Genomic DNA, 23,976 nt, shown 5'->3' with positions numbered 1-23,976 from the left:
CCGATGTGAGGGAGCGCACAGCAGCGACCGCTCACCGGTCGGGCACGGCCCAGTGCACAATCTGCCGATGCCGTTCTTCGCCGGGGCCAGCGGACAGGTCCACTACCGACATTGGCCGGTACCGGAGCCCGTCGCGGGCATGGTGTTCCTGCACGGGATGGGCCAGCACAGCGGGCACTATCACCGATTCGCGCGCGCCCTCGGCGCCGCGCGGATCGAGGTATGGGCCCTCGACCACGTCGGCCACGGGTTGTCCGAGGGCGACCTCGGTGTCTACGGACCGGTGCCCGAGCTCGGCCAGAATGCGCTGCTGCTCACCGAGATCGCCGAGGACCAGCGGCCGGGCCTTCCCCTCGTGGTGATGGGCCATTCGCTCGGTGCGGCCGCGGCGATCGAGACGCTCGGTGTCGAACCGGCGCGGTTCCGGGCCGCCGTACTCTGCGGGCTCCCGCGTGCCATCGCCCAGCGGCCGCCGATCGCCGCGCGGTTGCCGATCCTGGCCGTGCACGGTGTGGACGACAGGCTCGCCCCGATCGATGCGGTCCGGTCGTGGGCGGACGCGATGCCGTCCGTCGCGCTGCGCGAGTACCCGGACGCGGGTCACGATCTGCTGCACGAACCGGTGCGGCATGTGGTGACTTCCGACGTCGTGGACTTCGTGCTGGGTACCGTTCAGGGATGACGCCCGACCAACACCTAGAGATGCTCCGGACCGAGGGGCTGCGCCTCGCCGCGATGCCGGTGGAGGCGCTCGACGCGCACGTCCCCACGGTGCCGGGATGGACGCTGGAACGGGTGGTGCGGCACACCGGCCGGGTGCACCGATGGGTGCGGGCGACGCTCGCGGCGGGTCCGGGAGCCGACCTGGACGGGGCCGGGCAGCCGGAATCGCTGCCCCGTGGCCCGGACTGCCTGACGGCGTACCGCGAGGCCCTCGAACAGTTGCTCGCCGAGATCACCGCGCACGATTTCGACCGCGGCGCACCGACGTTCGCCGGACCGGGCACCGTCGGGTTCTGGGCGCGCAGGCAGGCGCACGAGGTGGCGGTGCACCGGATCGATGCGGCCGATGCAGTGCACGCCGTGGGCGGCCCGGCACCGGCGGCCATCTCCGCGGAGTCGGCCGCGGACGGCGTCGACGAGTGGGCCAGGCTGATGCTGGTCCGCGCACTCCCCGCCGACCGGATCCCGGCGGAGCTGCACGGTAGGACCGTGCATCTGCACGGCACCGACACCGACGATGCGGAATGGTTGTTGCGGTTCGGACCCGAGGGCGTCACCGTCGAGGCCGGGCACGCGAAGGGAGACGTCGCAGTGCGCGGCACCGCGCAGGAACTGCTGCTGACGATGTGGCGTCGGCGACCGCTGGCCGCGCTCGAGGTGTTCGGTGATGCCTCCGTGGCGCAGCGGCTGGTGGACGCGGCCCGGATCTAGTCGGGCCGGTTCGGAGAGCGGAACCACGGCGGGCGCTCACGCGTCCAAACGAAGCAGTGACACATGTGTCGGGGAACGGACAGCAGGGACGGAATGTCGATGACGGACGCGGACAACGGCAACGAGCTGATCGGCGACCTGTCGCCGGTGCCGGGGGCCTGACCCGGATGCGATGGAATCTCAGCCCGGACGAGTTCGACCACGCCTGGCGCGAGGCTGGACTCGGCCGTTTCCCGTACCCGCTGGAGGTGCAGCGCACCGTCGACGGCCCCGCCGCCCACGCGCGTGCGCTGTCCGATTGGTACGAGGGCTACCGCTCCGCCGAGCTCGCCGTGGCGTTGGGGATTCTCGCGAAACCGTCCCTGCGCGTGGAGATCTTCGGGGTGGAGGGCAGCGCAGCCGTCAGCGATGGCCTGCCTGCCGCGGTCAGCGACGGGCGGCTCGCCGCCGAATGGGATGGTCGGCCCGCAGCCGTGGTCCGGGTTCTCGGGTGTGCGAGCGAGCGCACCTCCGTGGTGGTCGCGCAGCGCCCCGGGCTCACGGCGGACACGGGCGGGGACCTGGCGATGTGCCTGGGTGGGGTGGAGACGCTCGCGCAGCGGATCGTGGACATGCTGCCGGGGGCCGAGCCGGGTGGCAGGAGGGCGATGACGGCCCCGGCACCCGAGGTTCGCGGGGGCAGGCGGTCCTCGCTTCTGGTGCCGGTGCGCTCGGCGACGACGGCGGCACGGATCCGGGCGCTGCTCGACCGGCCGCGCACCGGAGTGGGACAGGTGGTCGTCACCAGCGGACTCGATCGTCCCGGGACGCCATCGAGCGGGGCGTTCAGCTGGATCGACGTGAGCGGCGACGGCAGATACCTGGTGCGCACGGGGTCCGCGGTCGAGATCCGGCCGCTCTCGGTCGCCGGCTTCGCCGCTGAGTTGCGTGCGGAGCTGCCGGCGACCTTCTGAGCGACGATCAGGTCATGATGATCGCGTCGGCCGAGCCGAACGCGAGCGCGAGGTTGTTGAAGAACGTCGTCACCGGGTCGTACACGAGCACGTCCTGCGGGTTGAGCATCGAACCCTCCTCCTGGATAACCGAATGGGTCGTCCCCCCGACCGGAGGGACGACCCATTCACTCATGCTCGGGGACCGCTCAGGAGTAAATTGCCTCGATCGCGGTGGCGAATTCCTGGTGGATGATGTTGCGCTTGAGCTTGAGGGTGGGGGTCAGCTCGCCCGTCTCGACGGTGAAGTCCACATCCAGGATGCGGTACTTCTTGATCTGCTCGGGGTTCGAGACCTTCTTGTTCCCCTCGGCGACCGCGGCGTCGATCTCGGCGACCAGGTCGGCGTGCTTGACGATCTCGGAGATCGGGGTGTCCGCGGCGATGCCGTTGCGCTCGAGCCAGCCCGGCAGGGCCTCGGGGTCGATGGTGATCAGGGCGCCGATGAACGGCTTCGCGTCACCGACGACGAGGCACTGGCTGATCAGGGCGTGCGCCCGCAGCGCGTCCTCGAGCACGGCCGGGGCGACATTCTTGCCGCCCGCGGTCACGATGATCTCCTTCTTGCGCCCCGTGATCGACACGTAGCCCTCGGAGTCGATGGAGCCGAGGTCGCCGGTGTGGAACCAGCCGTCGCGGATGGAGTCCGCGGTGGCCGCGTCGTTGTGCCAGTAACCGCCGAACACCACCGGGCCCTTGACCAGCAGCTCGCCGTCCTCGGCGATCTTGGCCGCGTGCCCGTTGATCGGCTTGCCGACGGTGCCGACCTTCTGCGCGCTCGTGGTGTTCACGGTGATCGCGGCGCTGGTCTCGGTGAGGCCGTAGCCCTCGTAGATCGGGAGGCCGATGCCCCGGAAGAAGTGACCGAGACGCGCGCCGAGGGCCGCGCCGCCGGACACCGCACGGTCACACTCGCCGCCGAGCGCCGCCCGCAGCTTGCCGTAGACCAGCTTGTCGAAGAGGGCGTGCTTGAGCTTGAGCCCGAGGCCCGCGCCGCCGGCGTCCTGTGCCTCGCTCCAGGCGATGGCGGTGTCGGCCGCCTGGGCGAAGATCTTGCCCTTGCCGCCGTCCTCGGCCTTCTGCTTGGCCGAGTTGTACACCTTCTCGAACACGCGGGGCACGGACAGGATGAAGTTCGGCTTGAACGTCGCGAACTGCTCGAGCAGGGTGCTGATGTCGGCGGTGTGGCCGACGGTCACCTTGTTGTCGAACGCGCCGAAGGAGATCGCGCGGGCGAACACGTGCGCCAGCGGCAGGAACATCAGGGTGCTCTGGCCCTCGTACATCGCGTCGTTCAGCGCGATCTTGACGGCCTTGGACTCGGCGAAGAAGTTCGAGTGGGTCAGCTGAACGCCCTTGGGGCGGCCGGTGGTGCCGGAGGTGTAGATCAGCGTGGCGGCCGAGGAGGCGACCACCTGTCCGCGGCGCTCGTCCAGTTCCTCATCGGTGATGGCCGAGCCGCGGGCGGTGAGTTCGTCGAGGGCGCCGGCCTCGATCTGGAGCATCTCGCGCAGGGCGGGCGCGGCCTCGGCGACGTCCTTGACGGTGGCCGCGTGCTTGGCGGTCTCGACGACCAGCATGGCGGTCGCGGAATCCTCGAGAATCCACTGGGCCTGGTCGGCCGAGGAGGTCTCGTAGATCGCGACGGTGCAGCCGCCCGCGGTCCAGATTGCGTAGTCCAGCACGACCCACTCGTAGCGGGTCGCGGACAGGATGGCGACGCGGTCGCCGAGCGCGATGCCGGACGCCATCAGGCCCTTGGCGACACCCCTGACCTGTGCGGCGAACTCGGCCGCGGTGACGTTGACCCAGGCGCCGTTGACCAGTCGCTTGAAGGGCACGTGCTGGGGGCATTCCTTCTCGAAGCGGAACACCGTATCGGCCATGGAGATGTCTTCCGGGATGGAAAACGACGCCGGAACTTCGAACTCTCGCACTATGACCCCTCCAGGTACTACTGACATGTGGAGTGTGCATTGGATCACATCTGTGGTCGGTATGCACTCCCAAGGTTGTCCGGAATGCGAGGGTCACCCCCCGCCGTGGGGAATTACGTGTAACTCCAAGTCGCGTGAACTGCTGGTTTTTCGCCGAGTTGAGGCATAGATCACTTCTCCAGCAAATCGGTCACCTCCCGGTCGGTCAGCTGGTGGAAGTCCCGGTAGGCGCCGCCGACGCCGCCGAGCCAACGCGGCACCAGCGGGCAGATCACCTCGTCCGCCTCCTCGGCCATCCGGGTGACCGCTTCCTCCGAGGAGACCGGCACCGCGACCACCACGCGTGCCGCCCCCTCTGCCCGCGCCACCCGGCATGCCGCCGCCGCCGTCGCCCCGGTGGCCATGCCGTCGTCGACGATCACCACCGTCCGGTCGCGCAGCGGAATCCGCCCCCGGTCGCCGCGCAGCACCCGCGCGCGACGATCGAGTTCGCGGCGCTCCCGCGACTCGACGGTGGCGAGTCCGAGCGGACTGATCCCGGTCTGCGCGAGGACGTCGTCGTTGAGCACCCGGATGCCGCCCTCGCCCAGCGCGCCCATCGCCAGCTCCGGCTGCCACGGCACGCCGAGCTTGCGGACCAGGATCACGTCGAGTTCGCCGCCGAGCTCGTGCGCCACCTCCGCGGCGACCGGCACCCCGCCCCGGGGCAGTCCGAGCACGAGCGGATCCGCGTCGCGCAGGTGGCCGAGCGACTCGGCCAACGTGCGACCGGCCTTCGCGCGGGTCTCGTACAGCATCCTGACTCTGACGCTACGCCGCCGGTCACCGCGGCGACACCGCTCGGGAGGCCGCGTGCGGCCCGGGTCGGGATTAGCGTTCGGTGATGCCGAACCGGCGCAGCGCCAGCGCCGGGTTGGTCGCCCGCACCTGGGCGATCCGCTCGGCGGTGGCCTCGGCGCGCGCGGTTCCGACCTGATCGCCGAGCGACGCGAGCACCACGCCCATCGGGTCGACGATCATCGAGTTGCCCGCCCCGGTCCGGGCGCTCTGGTCGGCGGCCGCGACGTAGATGGTGTTCTCGATCGCGCGCGCCCGCACCAGGGTCGTCCAGTGGTCCTCCTTGAGCGGCCCGGGCACCCACTGCGCGGGCAGCAACAGCACGTCCGCCCCCGCGTCCACGATCCGCCGGGTGACCTCCGGGAATCGCAGGTCATAGCAGGTCTGCATGCCGAAGGTGAGGTCCTCGACCTCGAAGGTCGCCGGGTCGTCGATCGCGCCGGCGCGGAAGAATTCGGATTCGCGGTAGCCGAAGGCGTCGTAGAGGTGCAGCTTTCGGTAGACGGCGGCGATCCGGCCGTCGGGGGCCGCCGCGACCAGGGTGTTGGAGACCCGCTCGTCGCCGTCGAGCGCCTCGTTGATGCCGGCGACCACGTGCACGCCGAACTGGCCGGCGATCTCGAGCATCCCGCCGACGAACGGGCCGTCCAGAGGTTCGGCGGAGGACAGGATGCGTTCGTCCGTGGGCGGCGCGGTGAACATGGCGTACTCGGGTGCCACCACCACCTGCGCGCCGCGCGAGGCCGCCTCGCCGACGAGGTTTCGCAGCGCCAGGTGGTTCTCCCGCTTGTCCTGTCCGGCGGAGAACTGGGCAACGGCGATCTCGACCATGGCACGAGTATGGCCCAGTCGGTGGGCGCGCCGCGGGCGCGCCCACCGGCGCGTCCTAGGCCGTGGAGGTGAGATCGCCGTCCAGGTAGGCCTGGTACGCGGGCAGGTCCAGCATGCCGTGCCCGGACAGGCCGATGACCAGGACCTCCGGCTCGGTCAGGCCGCGCGCGTACTCGGCGCAGGCGGCGATCGCGTGCGCGGACTCGGGTGCCGGCACGATGCCCTCGGCGCGGGCGAACAGCACGCCCGCGGCGAACGAGTCGGTCTGGTCGACGGCCTGGCCCTGCACGTAGCCCAGGTCGACGGTGTGGCTGAGCAGCGGCGCCATGCCGTGGTAGCGCAGGCCGCCGGCGTGGATCGGGTCCGGGATGAAGTCCTGGCCGAGGGTGTGCATCTTCAGCAGCGGCGTCAGGCCCGCGACATCGCCGTGGTCGTAGCGGTACTCGCCCTTGGTGATCGAGGGGCAGGCGGCCGGCTCGGCGGCGACGATGCGCGTCGTGGCCCGGTCGTGCAGCACCTCGCGGATGAACGGGAACGCGAGCCCGGCCAGGTTCGACCCGCCGCCCGCGCAGCCGAACACCACGTCCGCGTTGGCCTCGCCTGCCGCGCGTAGCTGCTCGACGGCCTCGAGCCCGATGACGGTCTGGTGCAGCACCACGTGGTTGAGCACGCTGCCGAGGGCGTAGCGGGCATCGGGGTCGCCGGCCGCGACCTCCACGGCCTCGCTGACCGCGATGCCGAGCGAGCCCGGGGTGTCGGGGAACTCGGCGAGCATCTTGCGTCCGGACTCGGTGAGGTCGGACGGGCTCGGGTGCACGGTGGCGCCGTAGGTCTCGATGAGGTGGCGGCGGTACGGCTTGGACGCGTAGGACGCCCGCACCTGCCACACCTCGAGCTCGATGCCGAACTTGGCGCACGCGAAGGACAGCGCGCTGCCCCACTGGCCCGCACCGGTCTCGGTGGTGATCTTCTTGACCCCGTCCTGGGCGTTGTAATACGCCTGCGCCACCGCGGTGTTGGTCTTGTGGCTGCCCACCGGGCTGACGCCCTCGTACTTGACGTAGATGCGGGCCGGGGTGCCGAGCGCCTTCTCGAACTCCTTCGCCCGGATCAGCGGTGCCGGGCGCCAGGTCCGGTACACCTCGCGGATCGGCTCGGGGATCTCGATGTACTGCTCGGTGGCGGCCTCCTGCGCGATCAGCGCGCTCGGGAACAGTGCCTCGAGGTCGGCGGGGGTGACCGGCTCCTTGGTGCCGGGGTGCAGGTGCGGGGGCGGCGGCACCGGCAGGTCAGCCGCGATGTTGTACCAGTGGGTGGGGATCGGCGTCGGCTCGGGCACGGGCGCTCCTGGTCGGGATTCGGGCGAATGGGACGGGCACATTGTGATCAGCGGCACTCGCGGTGCCGCAACCAGGGTGCTCGTGCGGCCCGCCCTGGCACATATCCTAGTGCTAGGATATGTGCCATGTCCGCAGTGCTGACCGAATCCGAGGTGACCGTGCTCGGCCTGATCGCCGAGCGTCCGCGCCACGGCTTCGATCTCGAGAAGGTGATCGGCGAGCGGGGCATGCGGCAGTGGACCCAGATCGGGTTCTCCTCGATCTATTACCTCCTCGGCAAGCTCGACAAGCGCGGCCTCATCGAGGAGGTGGCGGTCGAGTCCGGCGGCCCCGGCCGGGCTCGCCGGGTCTACGCGATCACCCCGGCCGGGCGGGCGGCCGCCGCGGAGCGAACCGCGGCGTTCCTCGCCGAGCCGTCCACTGTCGCCGCGCCGGTACTGGTCGGGATGGCCAACTGGCCGCTGCTCCCGCCCGCCGAGTCGGTCGCCGCACTGCGGCGACGCTCGGACGCGTTGAGCCGCAAGCGGGCGGAGGTGCTCGCCGCGCGTGATGCCCAACAACCGCTACCGGAGTTCGTCGGGGCCGTCTTCGAGTACTCGGTCGCGATGCTCGACGCCGAACAGAGCTGGGTCGCCCGGACCCTGACATCCCTCGAGAGGAAACGATGACCAAGCTGGATTTCAAGAAGCAGAAGGAGCTCTACGCGCCTGCCGCCGATGACTTCGTGCTGGTGGAGGTTCCGTCGATGTGGTTCCTCATGATCGACGGCCACGGTGATCCGAACGTCTCCGAGGACTATCGGCTGGCGGTCGAGGCGCTGTACGCCGCCTCGTACGCGGTGAAGTTCGCGAGCAAGAAGGGTCACGAGGCCGACTATGTGGTCGGTCCGCTCGAGGGCCGGTGGTGGGCGCCGGATCCTGCGGTCTTCGTCGACCGCAGCAAGTCGGAGTGGAACTGGACGATGCAGATCCGGCAGCCGGACTGGATGACCACCGCTGAGGTCGCGGCGATCCTGGCCGAGACGGAGTCCAAGAAGAAGTTGCCCGTCGTGGGGGAGTTGCGTCACGAACGGCACGAGGAGGGGCTGTCGGCGCAGATCATGCACGTCGGGTCGTACGACGACGAGGCGCCGACCCTCGAGCGGCTGCACTCCGAGTTCCTGCCCGGCCGCGGTCTCGAATTCAATGGCAAGCACCACGAGATCTATCTCGGCGACCCCAGGAAGACCGCGCCCGAGAAGCTACGGACGGTGCTCCGCCAGCCCGTCCGTGCGGCGTCGGCGACGGGCGCGGCCAGGGTGTGAACGCCGGCACCGGGCGGCAACGTACTAAACTCCTGGTGAGATGAGCGACACCGAGCACAACCCCGAGCCGGAAACCGACACCACCACCTTTGCCGATCTCGGCATCGATGAACGGGTGCTGCGGGCACTCTCGGACGTCGGCTACGAGTCGCCGTCGCCGATCCAGGCCGCCACCATCCCGCCGCTGATGTCCGGAAACGACGTCGTCGGCCTCGCGCAGACCGGCACCGGCAAGACCGCGGCGTTCGCGGTTCCGATCCTGTCCCGCATCGACACCGAGCAGAAGCGGCCGCAGGCCCTGGTGCTGGCGCCGACCCGCGAGCTGGCGTTGCAGGTGGCGGAGGCGTTCGGCAAGTACTCGGCGCACATCCCCGGGCTGAGCGTGCTGCCGATCTACGGCGGTCAGGCCTACGGCGTGCAGCTGTCCGGGCTGCGGCGCGGGGCGCAGATCATCGTCGGCACCCCGGGCCGGGTGATCGATCACCTGGAGAAGGGCACCCTCGACCTCTCGCACCTGGACTACCTCGTGCTCGACGAGGCCGACGAGATGCTCAAGATGGGCTTCCAGGACGACGTCGAGCGGATCCTGGCCGACACCCCCGAGTACAAGCAGGTGGCGCTGTTCTCGGCGACCATGCCGCCGGCGATCCGCAAGATCTCCAAGCAGTACCTGCACGATCCGGTCGAGATCACCGTCAAGTCGAAGACCTCGACGGCCTCGAACATCAGCCAGCGGTACGTCCAGGTCGCGCACCAGCGCAAGCTGGATGCGCTCACCCGGGTCCTCGAGGTGGAGTCGTTCGAGGCGATGATCATCTTCGTCCGCACCAAGCAGGCCACCGAGGATCTCGCCGAACGCCTGCGGGCGCGCGGGTTCTCGTCCGCCGCGATCAACGGCGACATCGTGCAGGCGCAGCGTGAGCGCACCATCGGTCAGCTCAAGAACGGTGCGCTCGACATCCTGGTCGCCACCGACGTCGCGGCCCGCGGTCTCGACGTCGAGCGCATCTCGCACGTCGTCAACTACGACATCCCGCACGACACCGAGTCCTACGTCCACCGCATCGGCCGTACCGGCCGCGCCGGACGCTCCGGCGAGGCGTTGCTGTTCGTGGCCCCGCGGGAACGGCACCTGCTCAAGGCGATCGAGAAGGCCACGCGTCAGCCGTTGACGGAGATGCAGCTGCCGACCGTCGAGGATGTCAATGCGCAGCGCGTCGCCAAGTTCGGCGACTCGATCACCGAGAGCCTGAACTCCGACAGCCTGGCGCTGTTCCGGACGCTGATCGAGGACTACGAGCGCGAGCACGACGTGCCGCTCGCCGACATCGCGGCGGCCCTGGCCGTGCTCTCGCGTGACGGGGACACGTTCTTGATGCCGCCCGAGCCGCCCGCCCCGCCGCGCCGCGAGCGCGAGCCCCGCGGGGAGCGCCCGCCCCGCAAGCGCGAGCCCCGCGGGGAGCGCCCGCCCCGCAAGTTCGACGAAGGGCCCAAGTTCGGTCGGGAGGGCCAGGAGCTCGCCACCTACCGGATCGCGGTCGGCAAGCGGCACAAGGTTGCGCCCGGCGCGATTGTCGGCGCGATCGCCAACGAGGGCGGTCTTCGGCGAAGCGACTTCGGCCACATCAGCATTCGGCCCGATCACAGCCTGGTGGAGCTGCCGGCGGATCTCGCGAACGAGACCCTCGAGGCGCTGCGGCGGACCCGGATCTCCGGTGTGCTCATCCAGCTGACCCCGGACCAGGGCCCGCCCGGGCACCGGCCCTCGCGCGACGGCGGCAAGGGCAAGTTCGACCGTAAGCCCAAGCGCGAGCGCTACTAGCGGATCACGCCGACCGGGCCGGGGCGTCGGGGACCCGGATCGTCACCCTGTCCCGGGACAGGGCGGCGCCCCGGGACAGACCCGCCTCGAGACGGTCCGACGGGATCCCCGCCCGCAGCTCGCGGTCGTAGCGGGCCAGGTCGACCGGGTCCATCGCGTGCGGGTGGTAGCCGATCAGCGCGCCCTGCTTGGCCACCACCCCGGTCAGTTCCGCGGCCGAGTCGTGGTCCCCGCGCCGGAACGCCGCGTAGGCAAGCGTGGCCACCGCCACCAGCCATGAGGTGACGTCGTCGTTGGACTCGCACACCGCAACCATCCGGATCAGCTTGTCCTCCGCAGGGCCGCCCCACTTGTCCTGGGCCAGATCGGCCTTCGCGTCGATCCACAGTGTGGAAGCCTCACACCAGCCGTATCCGTACTCCGCCGCGACCCGCGTCGCCGCACCGAGGTTGCGGGCGGCATCGTCGTAGGCGCCGGCCCGAAAGTCCGCCGTCCCCAGGCACATCAGCGCCTCGGCCTCGGTGAACGGCTGCTCGGCTCGCCGCGCGAAGTCCAGTGCACTCGTGGCGTGCGCCCTCGCCTGCTCGACCAGCCCGGAGCCGGCCTCGAAGAAGGCGAGGATCAGTGCGGCCTCCGTCCGTGCGACGGGGTCGGCCGCGTGGGCGTGGAGTTCGGCGAGCCTGCCGAACGCCTCGAGGAGTCCGACCATGTCGCCGGCGAGGTACCGGATCAGCGTCACCCCGGAGACGGCGCGCACCCTGATCGGGCTCGGGATGTCCGACATCGCTGGGGCATCGTGTTGCTGCAGTGCGGGATCGAGGTAGCTCAGCGCCTCCGCGACGTGTCCGGCCCGGTACCAGTACCAGTAGACTCCGCCGGCGATCCGGAGGTAGGTCTCGTGGTCGTGCAGGTTGGCGTCCAGCGCGGCGCGGACGTTCCCGATCTCGAGGTCGAGCCGCCGCATCCACCGGGTGCTCAGGGGTCCCCGCAGCCCGTAGTGGGCGCCGTCGGCCAGTTCGCAGATCCACCGGGTGTGCCGCTCGCGCAGCTCCGCGGTGTGCGAGCGATCGCGGATCAGTGCCGCGTACCCGCGCAGGGTTTCGAGCATGCGATAGCGGCGGGGGTCGCCACCCACCACGGAGATCAGCGACTTGTCGACGAGGGAGGCCAGGTCGGCGAGCAGGGTCGGGTGGTCGACGACGGCGGTCGCGGCGTCGAGGTCGAACCCACCCTCGAAGATCGCCAGGGATTGGAAGAGGTGCTGCTCGCCCGGGGTGAGCGACCGGTACGACCACTCGACCGCGGCGAGCATCGTGGTGTGCCGGGCGTTGGTGCGCGAGCCGCCCCGCAGCACGCTGAAGCGATCGTCGATGTTCGCGATCAACTGCCGCACCGACAGGGTGCGGCACTGGGCCGCTGCCAGTTCGATGGCCAGGGGCATCCCGTCGAGTTCGGTGCACAACCGGTCGAGCAGGGCGCGTTCCTCGGCGTCCGGTTCGAAGGCGCCGAGCTGTGCGGCGGCGCGCTCGACGAACAGTTGCACATCCTCGCCGTCGGTGAGGGGCGGCACCTCGTACACGAATTCGCCTGCGGCGAGCAGAGCTTCGCGGCTGGTCGCGAGGATCCGAACCGACGGGCACCGGGTCAGGATCGTCGTCACCACGTCGGCGACCGGGTCCACGACCTGTTCGCAGTTGTCGAGGACCAGCAGCAGTTCGCGCTCGCGAAGCACTACGGCGAGGGACTCGACACCGCCGGCGACGGTCAGTCCGAGGGCGGTGGCGACGGCGTCGGTGACCTGGGCGCCGTCGCGGGCACCGGCCAACTCCACCAGCCACGGCCCGTCGGTGTCCCGTCGGGACCGCGCGGCTTCGAGCGCGAGCCGCGTCTTGCCCATGCCGCCCGCACCGGTGAGCGTGACGAGGCGGTGCGTGCGGATCAGCGTGGCGAGTTCGGTGAGCTGGGTCGCCCGCCCCACCAGCGGGGAGAGGGCGAGGGGGATGTTGTGCGCGAACGGATCCGGCGCCGCCGGTGGGGTCGGCGGCGGGGTCGGCGGCTGGGCTGCGGCCGGGGCCGTCGGTGCCGGCGTCAGGGCGACGTCGTGGTCGAGGATCGCGGCCTGCAGCGCCAGCAGGCTGGGGCGCGGATCGGTCCCGAGCTCGTCGGCGAGCGTGTCCCGAGCCCGGCGCAGCGCGTCGAGCGCCTCACCGGGACGTCCGGCGAGGTAGTGCGCGCGGGCCAGTAGTTCCCACGACCGCTCCCGGAGCGGATGCCGACGAGTGAACGCGTCCAGCTGGGCTGCCGCGGATCCGTACTCGCCCAGCGCGAGTGCGGCCTCCGTCCGATCCTCCACCGCGTCGAGCCGGAGCGCGTCGAGCCGTTGTGCCTCGACGGACACGGCTTCGGAGTCGGTGACGTCCACGTACGCGTCGCCGCGCCAGTGATCCAGTGCGGCGTCGAGGGTTTCGGCTGCCGACGCGGCGTTGCCGTCGACGAGATGTGTCCTGCCGGCGCGTGCCAACGCGGTGAACTGCTGCCAGTCCGTGGCATCGGGTTCGAGCGCGTATCCGTTGCCGCGCCGTGTCAGCACCCGGGAACGCGCCCCGGGACGGTGGGGATCGAGCGCCCGGCGGATCCGCGCGACATAGCCCTGCAGGGTGACCTTGGCGCTGGGCGGCGGGTCGGCGCCCCACAGGTCGTCGATCAGCGCGCCGTCGGAGACGCTCTCACCGGCCGCGATCGCCAGCCGCGACAGCAACGCCCGCGGCACCGGGCCGCCGATCGAGACGTCCTCGTCGCCCACGAGTACCCGCACCGGGCCGAGAACCTGCAGGTACACGGACTTCGGTGGCGGCGTGGCGGCGATCGGTTCGAGCATGCCGATCAGCATAGGGCGCGCGCTTGCCAGCGACTTACCAGTGAGTTGCCAGCGCCGTGCAGCGCACTGCTAATCGCTTCCCACCGCGGCCCGGCACTGTCTGTGGTGTCGGACGGACCGACGCTTCCACTGAAGGAGAGACAGATGCGCAACACCACCATCAACGAGATCCCCGCGGCCGGCGCCGAGCTCAACGAGGCCCAGCTCGCGGCCGTTTCCGGTGGTCGCCGAGACCGTGGCCGTTCCAGCAAGGTCATCGACGTGGTCGACGGCTGGACCGGGACCGACGGCGACTTCTGATCGGTCACCCACCTGGGTGACAGGGGGCGCGGTGCGAACCGCGCCCCTTCCCATCGGGACACACACGAGGAGCATCGCCATGCCAGAGCCCGCCGCCCACATCCTGGTGCTGACGCAGCCCGGTGACGCCCACGCCGACACGGTGACGGGCCTACTCGACGCCGCGGGCGCCCGCGTCAGCGTCTTCGATCCCGCCGAGTTCCCCTCCGCGGCGGCGTTGTCGGTGCGCTACAGCACCGACGGCCGGCACAGCCGCGGGCTCGTCCGCGACGGTGATCGGGTCGACCTGGATTCCATCGACGCCGTCTGGTTCCGCCGCCCACAGGACCCGCGCGCGCACGCCGCGATCGAGGACCCCGCGGTCCGCGAGTACGTCGAGCAGGAATGCGAGTCCTTCGCCGCGGGGCTCTGGGACGACCTGGACGCGCTCGCCGTGCCGGGCACCAGGTCCGCGATCCGGCTCGCCGGCCGCAAGCCGGGCCAGCTCGCGTTGGCGGGACGGCTTGGCTTCGAGCTCCCGCCGACGATCATCACGACCGATCCCGACGAGTTCCTCGACTTCTGGGACGAGCACGAGGGCCGGGTCATCACCAAGCCGCTTCAGCGACCGTGGCTGGTGCGCGGCGACGAAAGCTACGCCCGGATGGCGGAACTCGCCACCACCGTCGACGTGGCCTCCGCCGAAGCGATGCGGCTGTGTCCGCTCATCGTCCAGGGCTATGTGCCGAAGCGGGTGGAACTGCGGGTGACCGTCGTCGGTACCACCGTCTTCGCCGCCGAGATCCACAGCCAGCAGAGCAATCACACCCGTCTCGACTGGCGCTGCTACGACCCGTCCGCGACCCGGTACGCCGTGCACGAACTCCCCGCCGACGTCGCCCGGCGTTGCGCAATCCTGGTCGCCGAGCTCGGCCTGCGGTACGGCGCCATCGACCTGATCGTGACCCCGGACGGCCGGTACGTCTTCCTGGAGATCAACCCGTCCGGCCAGTGGCTGTGGATCGAGGACGCCACCGGGCTGCCCATCTCCGTCGAGCTGGCCTCCCTGCTGCTGAGCTCGGCCGACCGTCACCTGCCCCAACGAACCCTCGGAGCCCACCGATGACCGCACCGACCCCGACCCTGCTCTCCGAGGCGCTGAACCTGCTGGTGCAGCTCAACGAGGGCGGGGCGCGGCCCGACCCCCGCGAGGCCCTCGCCCCGCTGCGCGCCCGGCACCCGCGCACCCGGATGCGGCTGCTCCGGCATCGCGAATCGGTGGACGACTCGATGCACTACGGGCTGCTGCTGACGGAGACCGGGGTGGGCACGGCCACGCTGTCGTGGGCGCCCGAGCGGGCCGTTCCCTGGTCGCTGCGCGGAACCCAGCGCACGGCGGAGTCGATGTTGCTGCGGGTGAACGGGGAGGCGCTCGCGATCGAGGAGGCGATGGCCTACCTCGACGTGATGTGGGAGCGGACGGAGCTGCTCGATCGGCTGATCTCGGTGTGCCTGATCAAGCAGGAACTCGCCGAGAATCCCGTGCGGTTGGAACCGGACGTACTGCAGGACGCGATGGACGCGTTCCGGCGCGCGCGCGGGCTGCTGACGGTGGTGGACACCGAGCGCTGGATGCGTGCCCGGACCCTCAGCCATGCGGCGCTCGAGGAGCTGGTGGAGCGCGAGGCCGCCATCGCCGAGCTGAAGCGGCGGGTCGTGGCGGACCGCGGTCCCGGGTGGCTGGCCGAGAACGCCGGCGGTCTCGATCGGGCGCGGGTCGTCGTCGTGCGATTCGCCGAGCGCGGCGAGGCCGAACGGTTCCTGGACCTCGTGCGGGCACGGATGGTCGACCGCACGGAGACTGCTGTGTCCGTGTTCGCCGCCGCGGCCGCGGGGGAGTTCGCGGCCTCGGCCACGCTCTCGGGCGTCGAGATGACCGAGGTGGTCAGGTGCGAGCTGCCCGAATCTCTTGCGGGCCCGCTGTTCCTGGCCGAACCCTCTGAGGTGCTCGGTCCGGTGCCGGACGAGTCGGGATGGCAGGTCGTGCAGGTACTGGCGCACAATCGGGCGGCGTCGGACGGACAGGCCGATCGGGCGGTGGCGGAGGCGGTGTTCGCGCAGTGGCTGGCGGAGCGTCGCGAGGCCGCCCGGATCGAATGGTTCTGGGGCGACGCCGACAAGACGCCCACCGGCACACCGGTGCACCGGCCGTGACGCGGATCGTCCCCGTCGCTCAGAACGGGATGTCGGACTGCGGCGCGGCGTGCCTGACGATGATCCTCCGGTATTTCGGGTCGCACCGCACCGCGGCCGAGGTGGGCGAGGAGCTGGGGGTGGGCCGGGACGGGTTGACCGCGCTGGCGCTGGTGCAGGCCGCGCGCGGGTACGGGCTGCGCGTGCGCGCGCTGGGTGGGCCTGCCCGGATGGTGTTGAGCGGCGAGGCGACCCTGCCGGCCGTGGCGCATTGGCGCGGTGACCACTTCGTGGTGGTCGAACGGGTCGGACCGGGCTGGGTGCACATCGTGGATCCGGCCCGAGGCAGGCGCAGGATCCGGCACGACGAGTTCGGCGAGGGCTATTCCGGGGTGTTGCTCGAGTTCGAGCGGGGGTCGGTCGAACCGGCCCGGTCCGAACGGGCGCGGGCGCCGTGGCGCCGGGAGTTGGCGTCGCTGCTGCTGCGCGGGCGGCGCGGCCTGATCGCCCGGATCGTGCTCGCGTCGGCGGCGTTGCAGGCGGTGGGGATGGCACTGCCGTTGTCCTCGGCGGTCCTGGTGGATCGGGTGATTCCAGACGACGATAGGAGCCTGCTGCTCGCGGTGATGCTCGTCGTCGGTGTCGCGGGGCTCGCCTACCTCGGCATCGGGTTGGCGCGCAGCGCGCTGCTGGTCCTGTTCCGCAGCCAGGTCGACGCGGAGGTCACCGCGACCCTGGTCGATCGGCTGCTGCGGCTCCCGCTCGGCTACTTCCTCAGACGCGGCACCGGAGATGTGGTGCAACGCATCTCATCGGTGGGTGCGGTCCGGGAACTCGTCACCGGCCCGGTTGTCGCGGCACTCCTGGACGGGCCGCTGGCTCTCGGCTACCTCGCGGTGGTGTTCTGGTGGTCGCCGCTCGTCGGACTGTGGTTGACGGGGTTCGCCGCGGCGTCGGTCGTCCTGATCGGGGCGAGCAATCGCCGGGTGGTCGAGCTCGGGCAGCGGGAGCTCGCCGGGCAGGCCGCGGCCGAGGGGCAGCTGATCGAGGCGATCGGGGGCATGGAGACGGTGAAGGCGTCCGGCGCGGAGGCCGCGGTGATGGCGCAGTGGTCGCGGCTGTTCGAGGCGTCGGTGCGGGACGCGGCGCGCAGTGGCCTGCTGCAGGGGGCACTGGACGCGGCCCTCGCGACCCTGCGGGTCGGGGCCCCGGCCGTGCTGATCACCGTCGGTGTGACGCAGGTGATGTCGGGGCAGCAGACCCTCGGCCAGATGATCGCGCTGAACGGGATCGCGCTGGCCGCGCTGGCGCCGATCGGTTCGCTCGTCGGCACCCTGCAGCGCCTCCAGGTGGCGGGGGCGCACCTGCGCCGGATCGGCGACATTCTCGAGGCGCCGGTCGAGCAGCGGGACCAGCGGGTCTCGGCCGCACCGGCGCTGCGCGGATCGATCTCGTTGCGGGGCGTCGGTTTTCGCTACGACCCGCGCTCGGAGTGGGTGCTGCGCGGCCTCGACCTGGAGATTGCGCCGGGGGCGACGGTTGCCCTCGTCGGTCGCTCGGGTTCGGGCAAGAGCACCCTCGCGCGACTGCTGCTCGGGCTGTTCCCGCCGACCGAGGGGTCGGTGCATTTCGACGGCATCGATTCGACGCGAGTCGACCTGAGGTCGTTGCGCGCTCAGTTCGGCGTCGTCACCCAGGAGTGTGTGCTGTTCACCGGCAGCATCGCGGACAACATCGCGCTGTGCCGTCCCGGGGCCGGGCACGACGAGATCGTCGCGGCCGCCCGGGTCGCCTGCATTCATGACGAGATCGTCGCGATGCCGATGGGCTACGACACCGTGCTGCGCGAGGGCGCGGGGCTGTCCGGCGGTCAGCGGCAGCGGCTGGCGTTGGCGCGCGCCGTGCTGGCGGACCCGTGCATCCTGCTGCTGGACGAGGCCACGAGTGCGCTGGACACGGGCACGGAAGCGGCCGTCGCGTGGAACCTGTCCGGAATGCGCCAGACCCGCATCGTCATCGCGCACCGCCTGAGCACGGTGCGGGAGGCGGACGTGATCCTGGTGCTGGACGACGGCCAGATCGTGGAGAGCGGCAGACACGACGACCTGGTCGCCGCGGGCGGCGCGTACGCCGATCTCGTTGCGGGGCAGACGATCGAGGCCGCCCCGGCAACGTGATCCGGGGCTACTTGGCCGGTGCGGCAGGCGCGGCGACGGTGAACATGCCGACGGTCGGCAGCACCACACAGGTCGCGTCGGCGTAGGTGACGGTGCCGAACAGTGCGGCGGCCACGTTGCCGGGGCCCGAGTCGACGACCTTCGACAGCGACGGCGTGCCGAACTCGGTGACGCCGTCGATGGGGGCGATGCCGCTGGCGCCGGTGCTGGTGTTGACCCACACGGCGGTCAGGCCGGAGCCCTTGGCGACACCGGAGACGCGGGGCGAGGCCTGGAACCGGATCTGGCCGGCCTTGAGGTCGCCGCCGCTGCTGGCGGAGGCTCCGGTGAGGGTGATCGGGACGCCGGGGCCGCAGCCGAGGGTCGGGGAGGTGAACGCGAACAGGCCGAAGGAGCTCGCGATGTTCGTGGTGACCAGGGGAGAGCCCGCCAGGACGTCGACGGCGGCGCTGTTCGCCTCCGAGTTGGCGGCGGCCTTGCGGAGATCCTGGATGCCGTCCGACTGGGGGTCGGCGCCCGCGGTGCCCGCGAACACGAGGGTGGCGGTCGCGCCGATCGCGAACGCGGCGGTGGTGCGACGTGCCAGGTTCTTGCCGTTCACTCAATGCTCCTCGTGGTCGTGTGCTGCTCCGAGGAGAAGGTACCGGATAACCGTGCACCCGGCGAGAGATGATTTCAGCGTGCCGAGGTGAGCGGTTGCTCCCCGAGAGATTCCCGGATCGCGCCGATCAGGTCGGCCTTCTTGTCGTTGTATCGGTTTCGGAAGGCGTCCTGGTCGGTGATGCCGTCGATGGTGGAATCGGTGATGAATCCGAAGAGGGCCACGGTCGCGCCGACCACCGGTCCGGGCGCGCAGATCCGGAGCTCGTTCGCCATGGCGTCCATCTCGACGATGGACCTGGCCAGTGCCTTCAGCTTCGGGTCGTCGGCGTCCAGGGACTCCTCGAGGTCCGCCTCGGCGAGGACCGCGTGGTCCACCTCGACGATGCTGTTGTGGGCCCGATCGGCCGCGGCGAGGAAGCGCACGTAGGTGGACCGGGCCTGCGGGTCGGTGGGGACGGTGCGGACGGACTCGGCCGCGGGGGCCGTCCTGCCGCGCCGGACGGCGAACACGCCGAGCAGGATTCCGACGATCATCGACACCGGTACCGCCCACCACGGTGCGGCATCGGAGCTCAGGGCCTCGACCAGCGAGTTCACTTGCCGATCCTAACAATCGGCGACCCGAATTCCGGTGAGCGACGGGCGGCGACACGCGAGGCCTTTGATGCAACCCTGCGGTTGCATTATGTGGAGACAAGTGCAACCATTGGGTTGCAGTCATCGAAGGGCAATCCACAGTAAGGAGATCGAGATGTCGTCGACAGGGCAGGCAGTTGTGGACGAGGGGCGGTACACCGTCAGCCGCACCGTGGTCATCGACGCACCGCGCGACCGGGTGTGGCAGGCGCTGACCGATCCGGCGCACATCGCGAAATGGTTCGGCCAGCGCGCCGTGATCGACTCGCTCACCGTCGGGGCCAGGGGCGTCTTCGGCTGGGACGAGCACGGCGACATGCCGCTCGAGATCATCGAGGTCGACGAGCCCGACCGCTTCGGGTACCGCTGGGGCCACGTCGGCGATCCCGACCTGATCCGCGGCACGGACGTGCGATTCGCGCTTCGCGAGCTCGGCGGCTCGACCGAGCTCACCGTCGTCGAGACCGGGTTCGACCGGGTCAGCGACATGGAATCCGAGCGCCGCGACGCGCTCGAGGGCAACCGTCAGGGCTGGAACGCCGAACTGGACGAGCTGGTGGCCTACCTCGAGGCGAAGGCGGCATGACCGGCGGGGGTGCGGCGCCGACCCGCGTGTTCGCCGTGCTCGCCGACGACACCCGGTGGGACATTCTCGTGCTGCTCGGCGAGGCGGACCTGTCCGCGTCCGCGCTCGCGGATCGCCTCCCCGTCAGCAGGCAGGCGATCGCGAAGCACCTCGCGGCGCTCGAGTCGGCCGGGCTCGTCGAACGCGTCCCGGCGGGGCGGGAGGTGCGTTACCGCGCGATCGGCGCCACCCTGAGCGCGGTGGGACGCCGGCTCGAGGCGATCGGCGCGCAGTGGGACGCCCGGCTCGCGGAGATCAAGCGGATCGCCGAGGCGCTGTAGGCCTTGTCGGTCAGGCGTCGCCGACGGCCTCGCGCAGGTAGGCGAGGTCGTCGGCGAGGCCGTCCGCGGGCGTCTCCAGGATGACCGGGGCCTGCGCGGCGAGCACCACCGCCGCGAGCAGCTCCGGGTCGATGGTCCCATCGGCCAGGTTCGCATGCCGGTCGCGCGCGGAGTTGAACTCGTCGCGGGAGTTGTTCAGGTGCACCAGGTCGATGCGCCCCGTGATCGCCTTGATCCGCTCCACTACGCCGACCAGCTCCTCGCCGCCGGCCCACGCGTGGCAGGTGTCGAGGCAGAAGCCGGCGCCGAACTCGCCGACCTGGTCCCACAGCCGGGCGATGTCGTCGAACCGCCGCGCCATCGACGATTCCCCGCCCGCGGTGTTCTCGATCAGGATCGGCACCTCGAAGCCGCCCTTGTCGGCCTGCCGCTCGAACAGCTTGCGCCAGTTGTCGAACCCCGCGGCCGTGTCCTCGCCGTCCCGGACGTGCCCGCCGTGCACGACCAGGCCGATCGCGCCCAGGTCCGCCGCGGCCTTCGCCTGATCCGCGACCGACTTGCGGGAGGGGATCCGGATCCGGTTGTTCAGGCTGGCCACGTTGATGACGTACGAGGAGTGGACCACGACGTCGATCGGGCTCTCCCGGATCTGCTCGGACCTCGGGTGCGGGGTCAGCTTGTTCCACTTCTGCGGATCGGTGAGGAACAACTGCACGACATCCGCGCCGAGCCGTTCACCTGCCCCGATGGGATCGTCGTCCTCGCGTACGTGTGCTCCGATGCGCATGGGTACAGGGTAGGTCCTGGGACTGACAGACACCTTTGAGAACCCCTTCTCGCGACATCCGCCTCGATGCCGCCGTACAGCTCGCGACCGAAGAAGCATCCGAGGCGGAGCTGTTCCCGATCCTGGTCGAGCACGGCACGCGGCAGCGCGAAGAACTCCACCGGCTCGGACCAGGGTTTGAGGTTCGCTAGGTAGTGGTGGCGCCGATCACGGCACGGAGTTCACCAAGTCGCCTGGAACTCCACGACCCGGACCAGCTCCTTGAGCTGCTCACCGACGACATCGTCTACGACGACTGCGCCTGGCCCCGGACGATGCACGGCAAAGCCGACGTACGGGAATTCATCGACAACACCTGGCGCGCGTTCCTCGAGCTGACCTTCGAGTTGGTCGCCGGCCCGCACGTGGCGTGCGACGGTCCGCGAGCCGCCTTCTGGTGGAAGGCCAGCGGCACCAACCTGGGCCCGATCGACCCTCCCGGCATACCCGCCACCGGCAGGCGCATCGAACTCGACGGCGTCGACATCCACGAGTACCGCAACGGAAAAGTCGCCAAGCTGCGGATCATCTTCAAATGGCAATGACATGGCCGTCCAGTTGGGCGTGCTCCAAGCGCCCGGGAGCAGGGCAGAGAAGTCATGACTGGCATGCTGAAACTCAGGTCCCGCCTTACCCGCTCCTAATCAAATACCACCGCACGTCAGGGCAGACAAGGATCCGTTCTCTTAGGCCTATCGTCTGCATGGAGGGCAAGGTGGTGGAGTACGCCGACCGCCCGCAAAGCGACGGGACGTGAGTGGGGACGGGTCCACCTCGACGAGGCCCGCGCCGACGCCGTGGAGAATGCCGCCGCCGCACCCGCGAATCGAGTAGCTCACTACTCGTGTAAGACGGTGCGGCCGCGGCGAGAATAGGTAGACCGCTCACGCTGAGTGGAGGTCCTATGCGATCCACAATCGATAGCAGGACCCGGCCCCGGATGCGCGCGCATGTCCTACTGGGTGTGATGGCGCTGGTTCTGACGATATCCGTGGCACTGGTGTCCGGGTGTGACCGAGTGTCACGCACCCCAGCACCCAGCACTCCTGCCGTGCCGACCTCCAGGCCGACACCTACCGCCCTTGAGAACAATTCCCCGCGCGATAGTTCCGAAGGGGACGGACCAGTGATCAAGACGCCCCCGTTGGGGTCCCGGCCCACTACAGGTGATCCGCCCGTTCCAGGTCCGACGATTGAGGAACCGACGACCGTGCTACCGATACCTGATTCGCCGCCATCGGTCCCCGAAACCCCTGATGAGTGAAAAGGCACCACCGCAGGCACGGTCTGCGGAGAAGTGGGTAAGCGTAGTTACGGGAATCGTGGGGCCCACCACTTTGATTACCGGTCTGTGCTACTACTTCGGTGTCGTTTCCAAGAGCGCGTACTTCGCCTACTTCAGTCTCGACGACGACGCTTTCGGCTTCTCCACGGCTGACTACGTGCGAGATAGCGTGGCTGTCCTTTATCCCGTCCTTGTAGTCTTGCTGGCCGCGACCTGTGCCGGATTCTGGATCCTGCTGTACGGCAGGCGAAGACTCCGTCTCGGCCGACAATCCGGTCGCGCGGGATGGGCAGGTATCGCAGCAGGAGGGGCGCTGATCGCGCTGGCGGTGTGGGGTGTCGTCGCCCCCGTGATTCCGCTCCCGCGCGGCATAGCGGTTCCGGTACTCACGGCCGTAATGATTCCGGTGGCGCTGGGACTCGGAGCGGTGTTGATCGCAGCTGGTACCGAAGTTCTCGTGGTACTCCGATCGAGAAGTTCACCAAGACTAACCACTGCTGCAGAGCGATCCACGTGGCTCTTCGCAGGCGCGGCACTCGTACTGGCATTGTTTTGGCTGACCAACATCTACGCCAACGACTACGGACGCGACCATGCCGAGGCCGCCGCATCTGAATTGTGGGACAAAGAATCCGTGGTCGTGCTGGACACCGCTGATCCCCTGTTCGCCCCATCCAACCTGCTGCAGGAATCCGAACTCAGTCCGCAGCCCGGTCAGCGGTTCCGATACCGGTACGAGTGCCTTCGGACCGTTGCGGTCCGACCCGACCGCTGGGTGCTGGTCCCTGCGAGGTGGCAGGAAACCTACGGGTACGCGTTGATCGTCCGCATCGACGAGTCTTCACGGGTCATCGTGACGAGACGATCGGATCTCCCCGACATGAACGTACCTGGCGGCTGGCACGGAGAATGGCCATGTCCAGAGGTCGCCCCACCACCCTCCTGAACCCGAGGCCGCCGACCAAGGCGGCGTAGGCGGGCCGTGCGACGCCTGCCGACATGGTCGTAACTTTCGCTCGAGCTCGGCTGGGCGGCACGTCGGCCCCCAGCGACACAACGACGAGGCCGATTCCGTCGACGAGGACGGCGGGCACCGATGGGATCAAGGTTGGGTGGGGGAGCGGTGTCGGAGCCCGGTTCTACACCGCGGGCGTGGGCGCGAGGAGCAGGTCGCCGACCTGTTGCCCGGTAGCTGGTCCACAGCCGCACGGTGCTGCCGGCGCCGGCGGAGGCAAGGCGGGCGCAGTCCGGACCGGACGCCACGTCGTTCACCGTGTCGGTATGGCCGGTGAGGGGGGGCGTACCGCCTCTTGCTGTTGATCGATCGCCTCTCCTCGTTGCACGCACGCGACCCGCGATCGGCGACCGCTAGGACGATCAGCACGACCTGTCGTCCAGTGGTGGACACGCAGTCGCAGGTCCCGAACGTGCTGCGGAAACCGAGTAGTGCCTTACGCGCGACATCCGTAATGCCGGGCGTCAGACTCGGATGGTCCCCGTTCCGCGGCGGTATGTGAGGCGGGGTCCTACAACCACCAGCTCGTTTGTCCGCCTCGACTAAGAGGCGCGGACCGGCCCAGAAAGGCAACGCGATGTCAGATCGCATCCTGTACTACAGCGCGTCGACCGGACGCGGAGCCATTGGTTCCGTCGATCATGACAATAACCTCAGCGACGTATCAGTCATTCCGCCTGGG

22 protein-coding genes and 1 pseudogene are annotated in these 23,976 nt (G+C 70.0%); 14 read left to right on the top strand and 9 right to left on the bottom strand.

Translation table 11 applies throughout. From position 1 onward, the window contains the following. Positions 1–67 precede the first annotated feature (67 nt). The 3 genes from ACFQS9_RS04320 (at position 68) to ACFQS9_RS04310 (ending at position 2,387) form a co-directional block, all read left to right on the top strand. Complete coding sequence (locus ACFQS9_RS04320; RefSeq protein ID WP_378401941.1) at positions 68–682, top strand: alpha/beta hydrolase; 615 nt, start codon at positions 68–70, stop codon at positions 680–682. Beyond that, complete coding sequence (locus ACFQS9_RS04315) at positions 679–1,434, top strand: maleylpyruvate isomerase N-terminal domain-containing protein (RefSeq protein WP_378401939.1); 756 nt, start codon at positions 679–681, stop codon at positions 1,432–1,434. The genes ACFQS9_RS04320 and ACFQS9_RS04315 overlap by 4 nt, the downstream gene beginning before the upstream one ends. Before the next feature lie 167 nt (positions 1,435–1,601). Then, positions 1,602–2,387 (top strand): ESX secretion-associated protein EspG, encoded by a 786-nt coding sequence (locus tag ACFQS9_RS04310; protein WP_378401937.1) that lies wholly within the window; start codon positions 1,602–1,604, stop codon positions 2,385–2,387. A 188-nt stretch (positions 2,388–2,575) separates the two neighbouring features. Here ACFQS9_RS04310 and ACFQS9_RS04305 read toward each other — a convergent pair whose 3' ends face one another. From ACFQS9_RS04305 to ACFQS9_RS04290, 4 genes are all read right to left on the bottom strand, one after another. Beyond that, positions 2,576–4,363, bottom strand: coding sequence for an AMP-dependent synthetase/ligase (locus tag ACFQS9_RS04305; protein WP_378401935.1), 1,788 nt, complete (start codon positions 4,361–4,363; stop codon positions 2,576–2,578). A 170-nt stretch (positions 4,364–4,533) separates the two neighbouring features. After that, positions 4,534–5,160 (bottom strand): phosphoribosyltransferase, encoded by a 627-nt coding sequence (locus ACFQS9_RS04300; protein WP_378401933.1) that lies wholly within the window; start codon positions 5,158–5,160, stop codon positions 4,534–4,536. A 73-nt stretch (positions 5,161–5,233) separates the two neighbouring features. Next, positions 5,234–6,031, bottom strand: coding sequence for a carbon-nitrogen hydrolase family protein (locus tag ACFQS9_RS04295; protein ID WP_378401932.1), 798 nt, complete (start codon positions 6,029–6,031; stop codon positions 5,234–5,236). A 55-nt stretch (positions 6,032–6,086) separates the two neighbouring features. Then, positions 6,087–7,370 (bottom strand): TrpB-like pyridoxal phosphate-dependent enzyme, encoded by a 1,284-nt coding sequence (locus ACFQS9_RS04290; protein WP_378401930.1) that lies wholly within the window; start codon positions 7,368–7,370, stop codon positions 6,087–6,089. A gap of 126 nt (positions 7,371–7,496) precedes the next feature. Between ACFQS9_RS04290 and ACFQS9_RS04285 the strand changes: the two genes are divergently transcribed. Genes ACFQS9_RS04285 through ACFQS9_RS04275 form a run of 3 tightly spaced genes read left to right on the top strand, consistent with a single transcriptional unit; the run spans position 7,497 to position 10,496 of the window. Then, on the top strand, positions 7,497–8,039 hold the full coding sequence (locus tag ACFQS9_RS04285; protein WP_378401928.1) for a PadR family transcriptional regulator: 543 nt from the start codon (positions 7,497–7,499) through the stop codon (positions 8,037–8,039). Beyond that, positions 8,036–8,674 carry a GyrI-like domain-containing protein gene (locus ACFQS9_RS04280; protein WP_378401926.1) on the top strand — a complete coding sequence of 213 codons (639 nt, stop codon included), beginning with the start codon at positions 8,036–8,038 and terminating at the stop codon, positions 8,672–8,674. The genes ACFQS9_RS04285 and ACFQS9_RS04280 overlap by 4 nt, the downstream gene beginning before the upstream one ends. Before the next feature lie 40 nt (positions 8,675–8,714). Continuing rightward, entirely contained in the window at positions 8,715–10,496 is a 1,782-nt protein-coding gene (locus ACFQS9_RS04275; RefSeq protein WP_378401924.1) for a DEAD/DEAH box helicase, read from the top strand. Positions 10,497–10,500: 4 nt separating this feature from the next. On the opposite strand, the gene ACFQS9_RS04270 is transcribed toward ACFQS9_RS04275, so the two are convergent. Then, positions 10,501–13,374: an AfsR/SARP family transcriptional regulator gene (locus ACFQS9_RS04270; protein WP_378401922.1), complete on the bottom strand. Its 2,874-nt coding sequence runs from the start codon at positions 13,372–13,374 to the stop codon at positions 10,501–10,503. A 144-nt stretch (positions 13,375–13,518) separates the two neighbouring features. On the opposite strand from ACFQS9_RS04270, the gene ACFQS9_RS04265 reads away from it, so the two are divergent. The 4 genes from ACFQS9_RS04265 to ACFQS9_RS04250 all read left to right on the top strand — a co-directional run bounded on the left by ACFQS9_RS04265 (position 13,519) and on the right by ACFQS9_RS04250 (position 18,023). Next, a complete protein-coding gene (locus ACFQS9_RS04265; RefSeq protein WP_378401920.1) occupies positions 13,519–13,674 on the top strand; it encodes a putative ATP-grasp target RiPP in 156 nt (51 codons plus the stop codon). Between the two features lie 79 nt (positions 13,675–13,753). Then, positions 13,754–14,779 (top strand): MvdC/MvdD family ATP grasp protein, encoded by a 1,026-nt coding sequence (locus ACFQS9_RS04260; RefSeq protein WP_378401918.1) that lies wholly within the window; start codon positions 13,754–13,756, stop codon positions 14,777–14,779. After that, positions 14,776–15,867, top strand: coding sequence for a TIGR04500 family putative peptide maturation system protein (locus ACFQS9_RS04255; RefSeq protein WP_378401916.1), 1,092 nt, complete (start codon positions 14,776–14,778; stop codon positions 15,865–15,867). Before ACFQS9_RS04260 ends, ACFQS9_RS04255 begins: the two co-directional genes overlap by 4 nt. Then, positions 15,864–18,023 carry a peptidase domain-containing ABC transporter gene (locus tag ACFQS9_RS04250; protein WP_378401914.1) on the top strand — a complete coding sequence of 720 codons (2,160 nt, stop codon included), beginning with the start codon at positions 15,864–15,866 and terminating at the stop codon, positions 18,021–18,023. Before ACFQS9_RS04255 ends, ACFQS9_RS04250 begins: the two co-directional genes overlap by 4 nt. A gap of 7 nt (positions 18,024–18,030) precedes the next feature. Here the strand turns inward: ACFQS9_RS04250 and ACFQS9_RS04245 are convergent, their stop codons facing one another. Continuing rightward, the gene (locus tag ACFQS9_RS04245) at positions 18,031–18,624 is read right to left on the bottom strand and encodes a hypothetical protein (protein WP_378401912.1); all 594 of its coding nucleotides are present in this window, start codon (positions 18,622–18,624) and stop codon (positions 18,031–18,033) included. A gap of 74 nt (positions 18,625–18,698) precedes the next feature. After that, positions 18,699–19,223 (bottom strand): hypothetical protein, encoded by a 525-nt coding sequence (locus ACFQS9_RS04240; protein ID WP_378401910.1) that lies wholly within the window; start codon positions 19,221–19,223, stop codon positions 18,699–18,701. A gap of 154 nt (positions 19,224–19,377) precedes the next feature. Between ACFQS9_RS04240 and ACFQS9_RS04235 the strand changes: the two genes are divergently transcribed. Together ACFQS9_RS04235 and ACFQS9_RS04230 are read left to right on the top strand one after the other, a co-directional pair. Then, complete coding sequence (locus ACFQS9_RS04235; protein ID WP_378401908.1) at positions 19,378–19,848, top strand: SRPBCC family protein; 471 nt, start codon at positions 19,378–19,380, stop codon at positions 19,846–19,848. Next, on the top strand, positions 19,845–20,168 hold the full coding sequence (locus ACFQS9_RS04230) for an ArsR/SmtB family transcription factor (RefSeq protein ID WP_378401906.1): 324 nt from the start codon (positions 19,845–19,847) through the stop codon (positions 20,166–20,168). Before ACFQS9_RS04235 ends, ACFQS9_RS04230 begins: the two co-directional genes overlap by 4 nt. Before the next feature lie 10 nt (positions 20,169–20,178). Here the strand turns inward: ACFQS9_RS04230 and ACFQS9_RS04225 are convergent, their stop codons facing one another. Then, a complete protein-coding gene (locus ACFQS9_RS04225; protein WP_378401904.1) occupies positions 20,179–20,955 on the bottom strand; it encodes a deoxyribonuclease IV in 777 nt (258 codons plus the stop codon). Positions 20,956–21,149: 194 nt separating this feature from the next. On the opposite strand from ACFQS9_RS04225, the gene ACFQS9_RS04220 reads away from it, so the two are divergent. Both ACFQS9_RS04220 and ACFQS9_RS04215 read left to right on the top strand, forming a co-directional pair. Continuing rightward, entirely contained in the window at positions 21,150–21,539 is a 390-nt protein-coding gene (locus ACFQS9_RS04220) for an ester cyclase (protein ID WP_378401903.1), read from the top strand. A 777-nt stretch (positions 21,540–22,316) separates the two neighbouring features. Beyond that, a complete protein-coding gene (locus ACFQS9_RS04215; protein WP_378401994.1) occupies positions 22,317–23,225 on the top strand; it encodes a hypothetical protein in 909 nt (302 codons plus the stop codon). Between the two features lie 263 nt (positions 23,226–23,488). Here ACFQS9_RS04215 and ACFQS9_RS04210 read toward each other — a convergent pair. Beyond that, a pseudogene (locus tag ACFQS9_RS04210) lies at positions 23,489–23,626 on the bottom strand (WD40 repeat domain-containing protein); the annotation flags it as partial. Between the last annotated feature and the right edge of the window lie 350 nt (positions 23,627–23,976).

This window comes from Rhodococcus daqingensis, from assembly GCF_042665615.1.
Classification (GTDB): domain Bacteria; phylum Actinomycetota; class Actinomycetes; order Mycobacteriales; family Mycobacteriaceae; genus Rhodococcus_G; species Rhodococcus_G daqingensis.
This window is presented reverse-complemented; position numbering and strand designations above follow the sequence as displayed.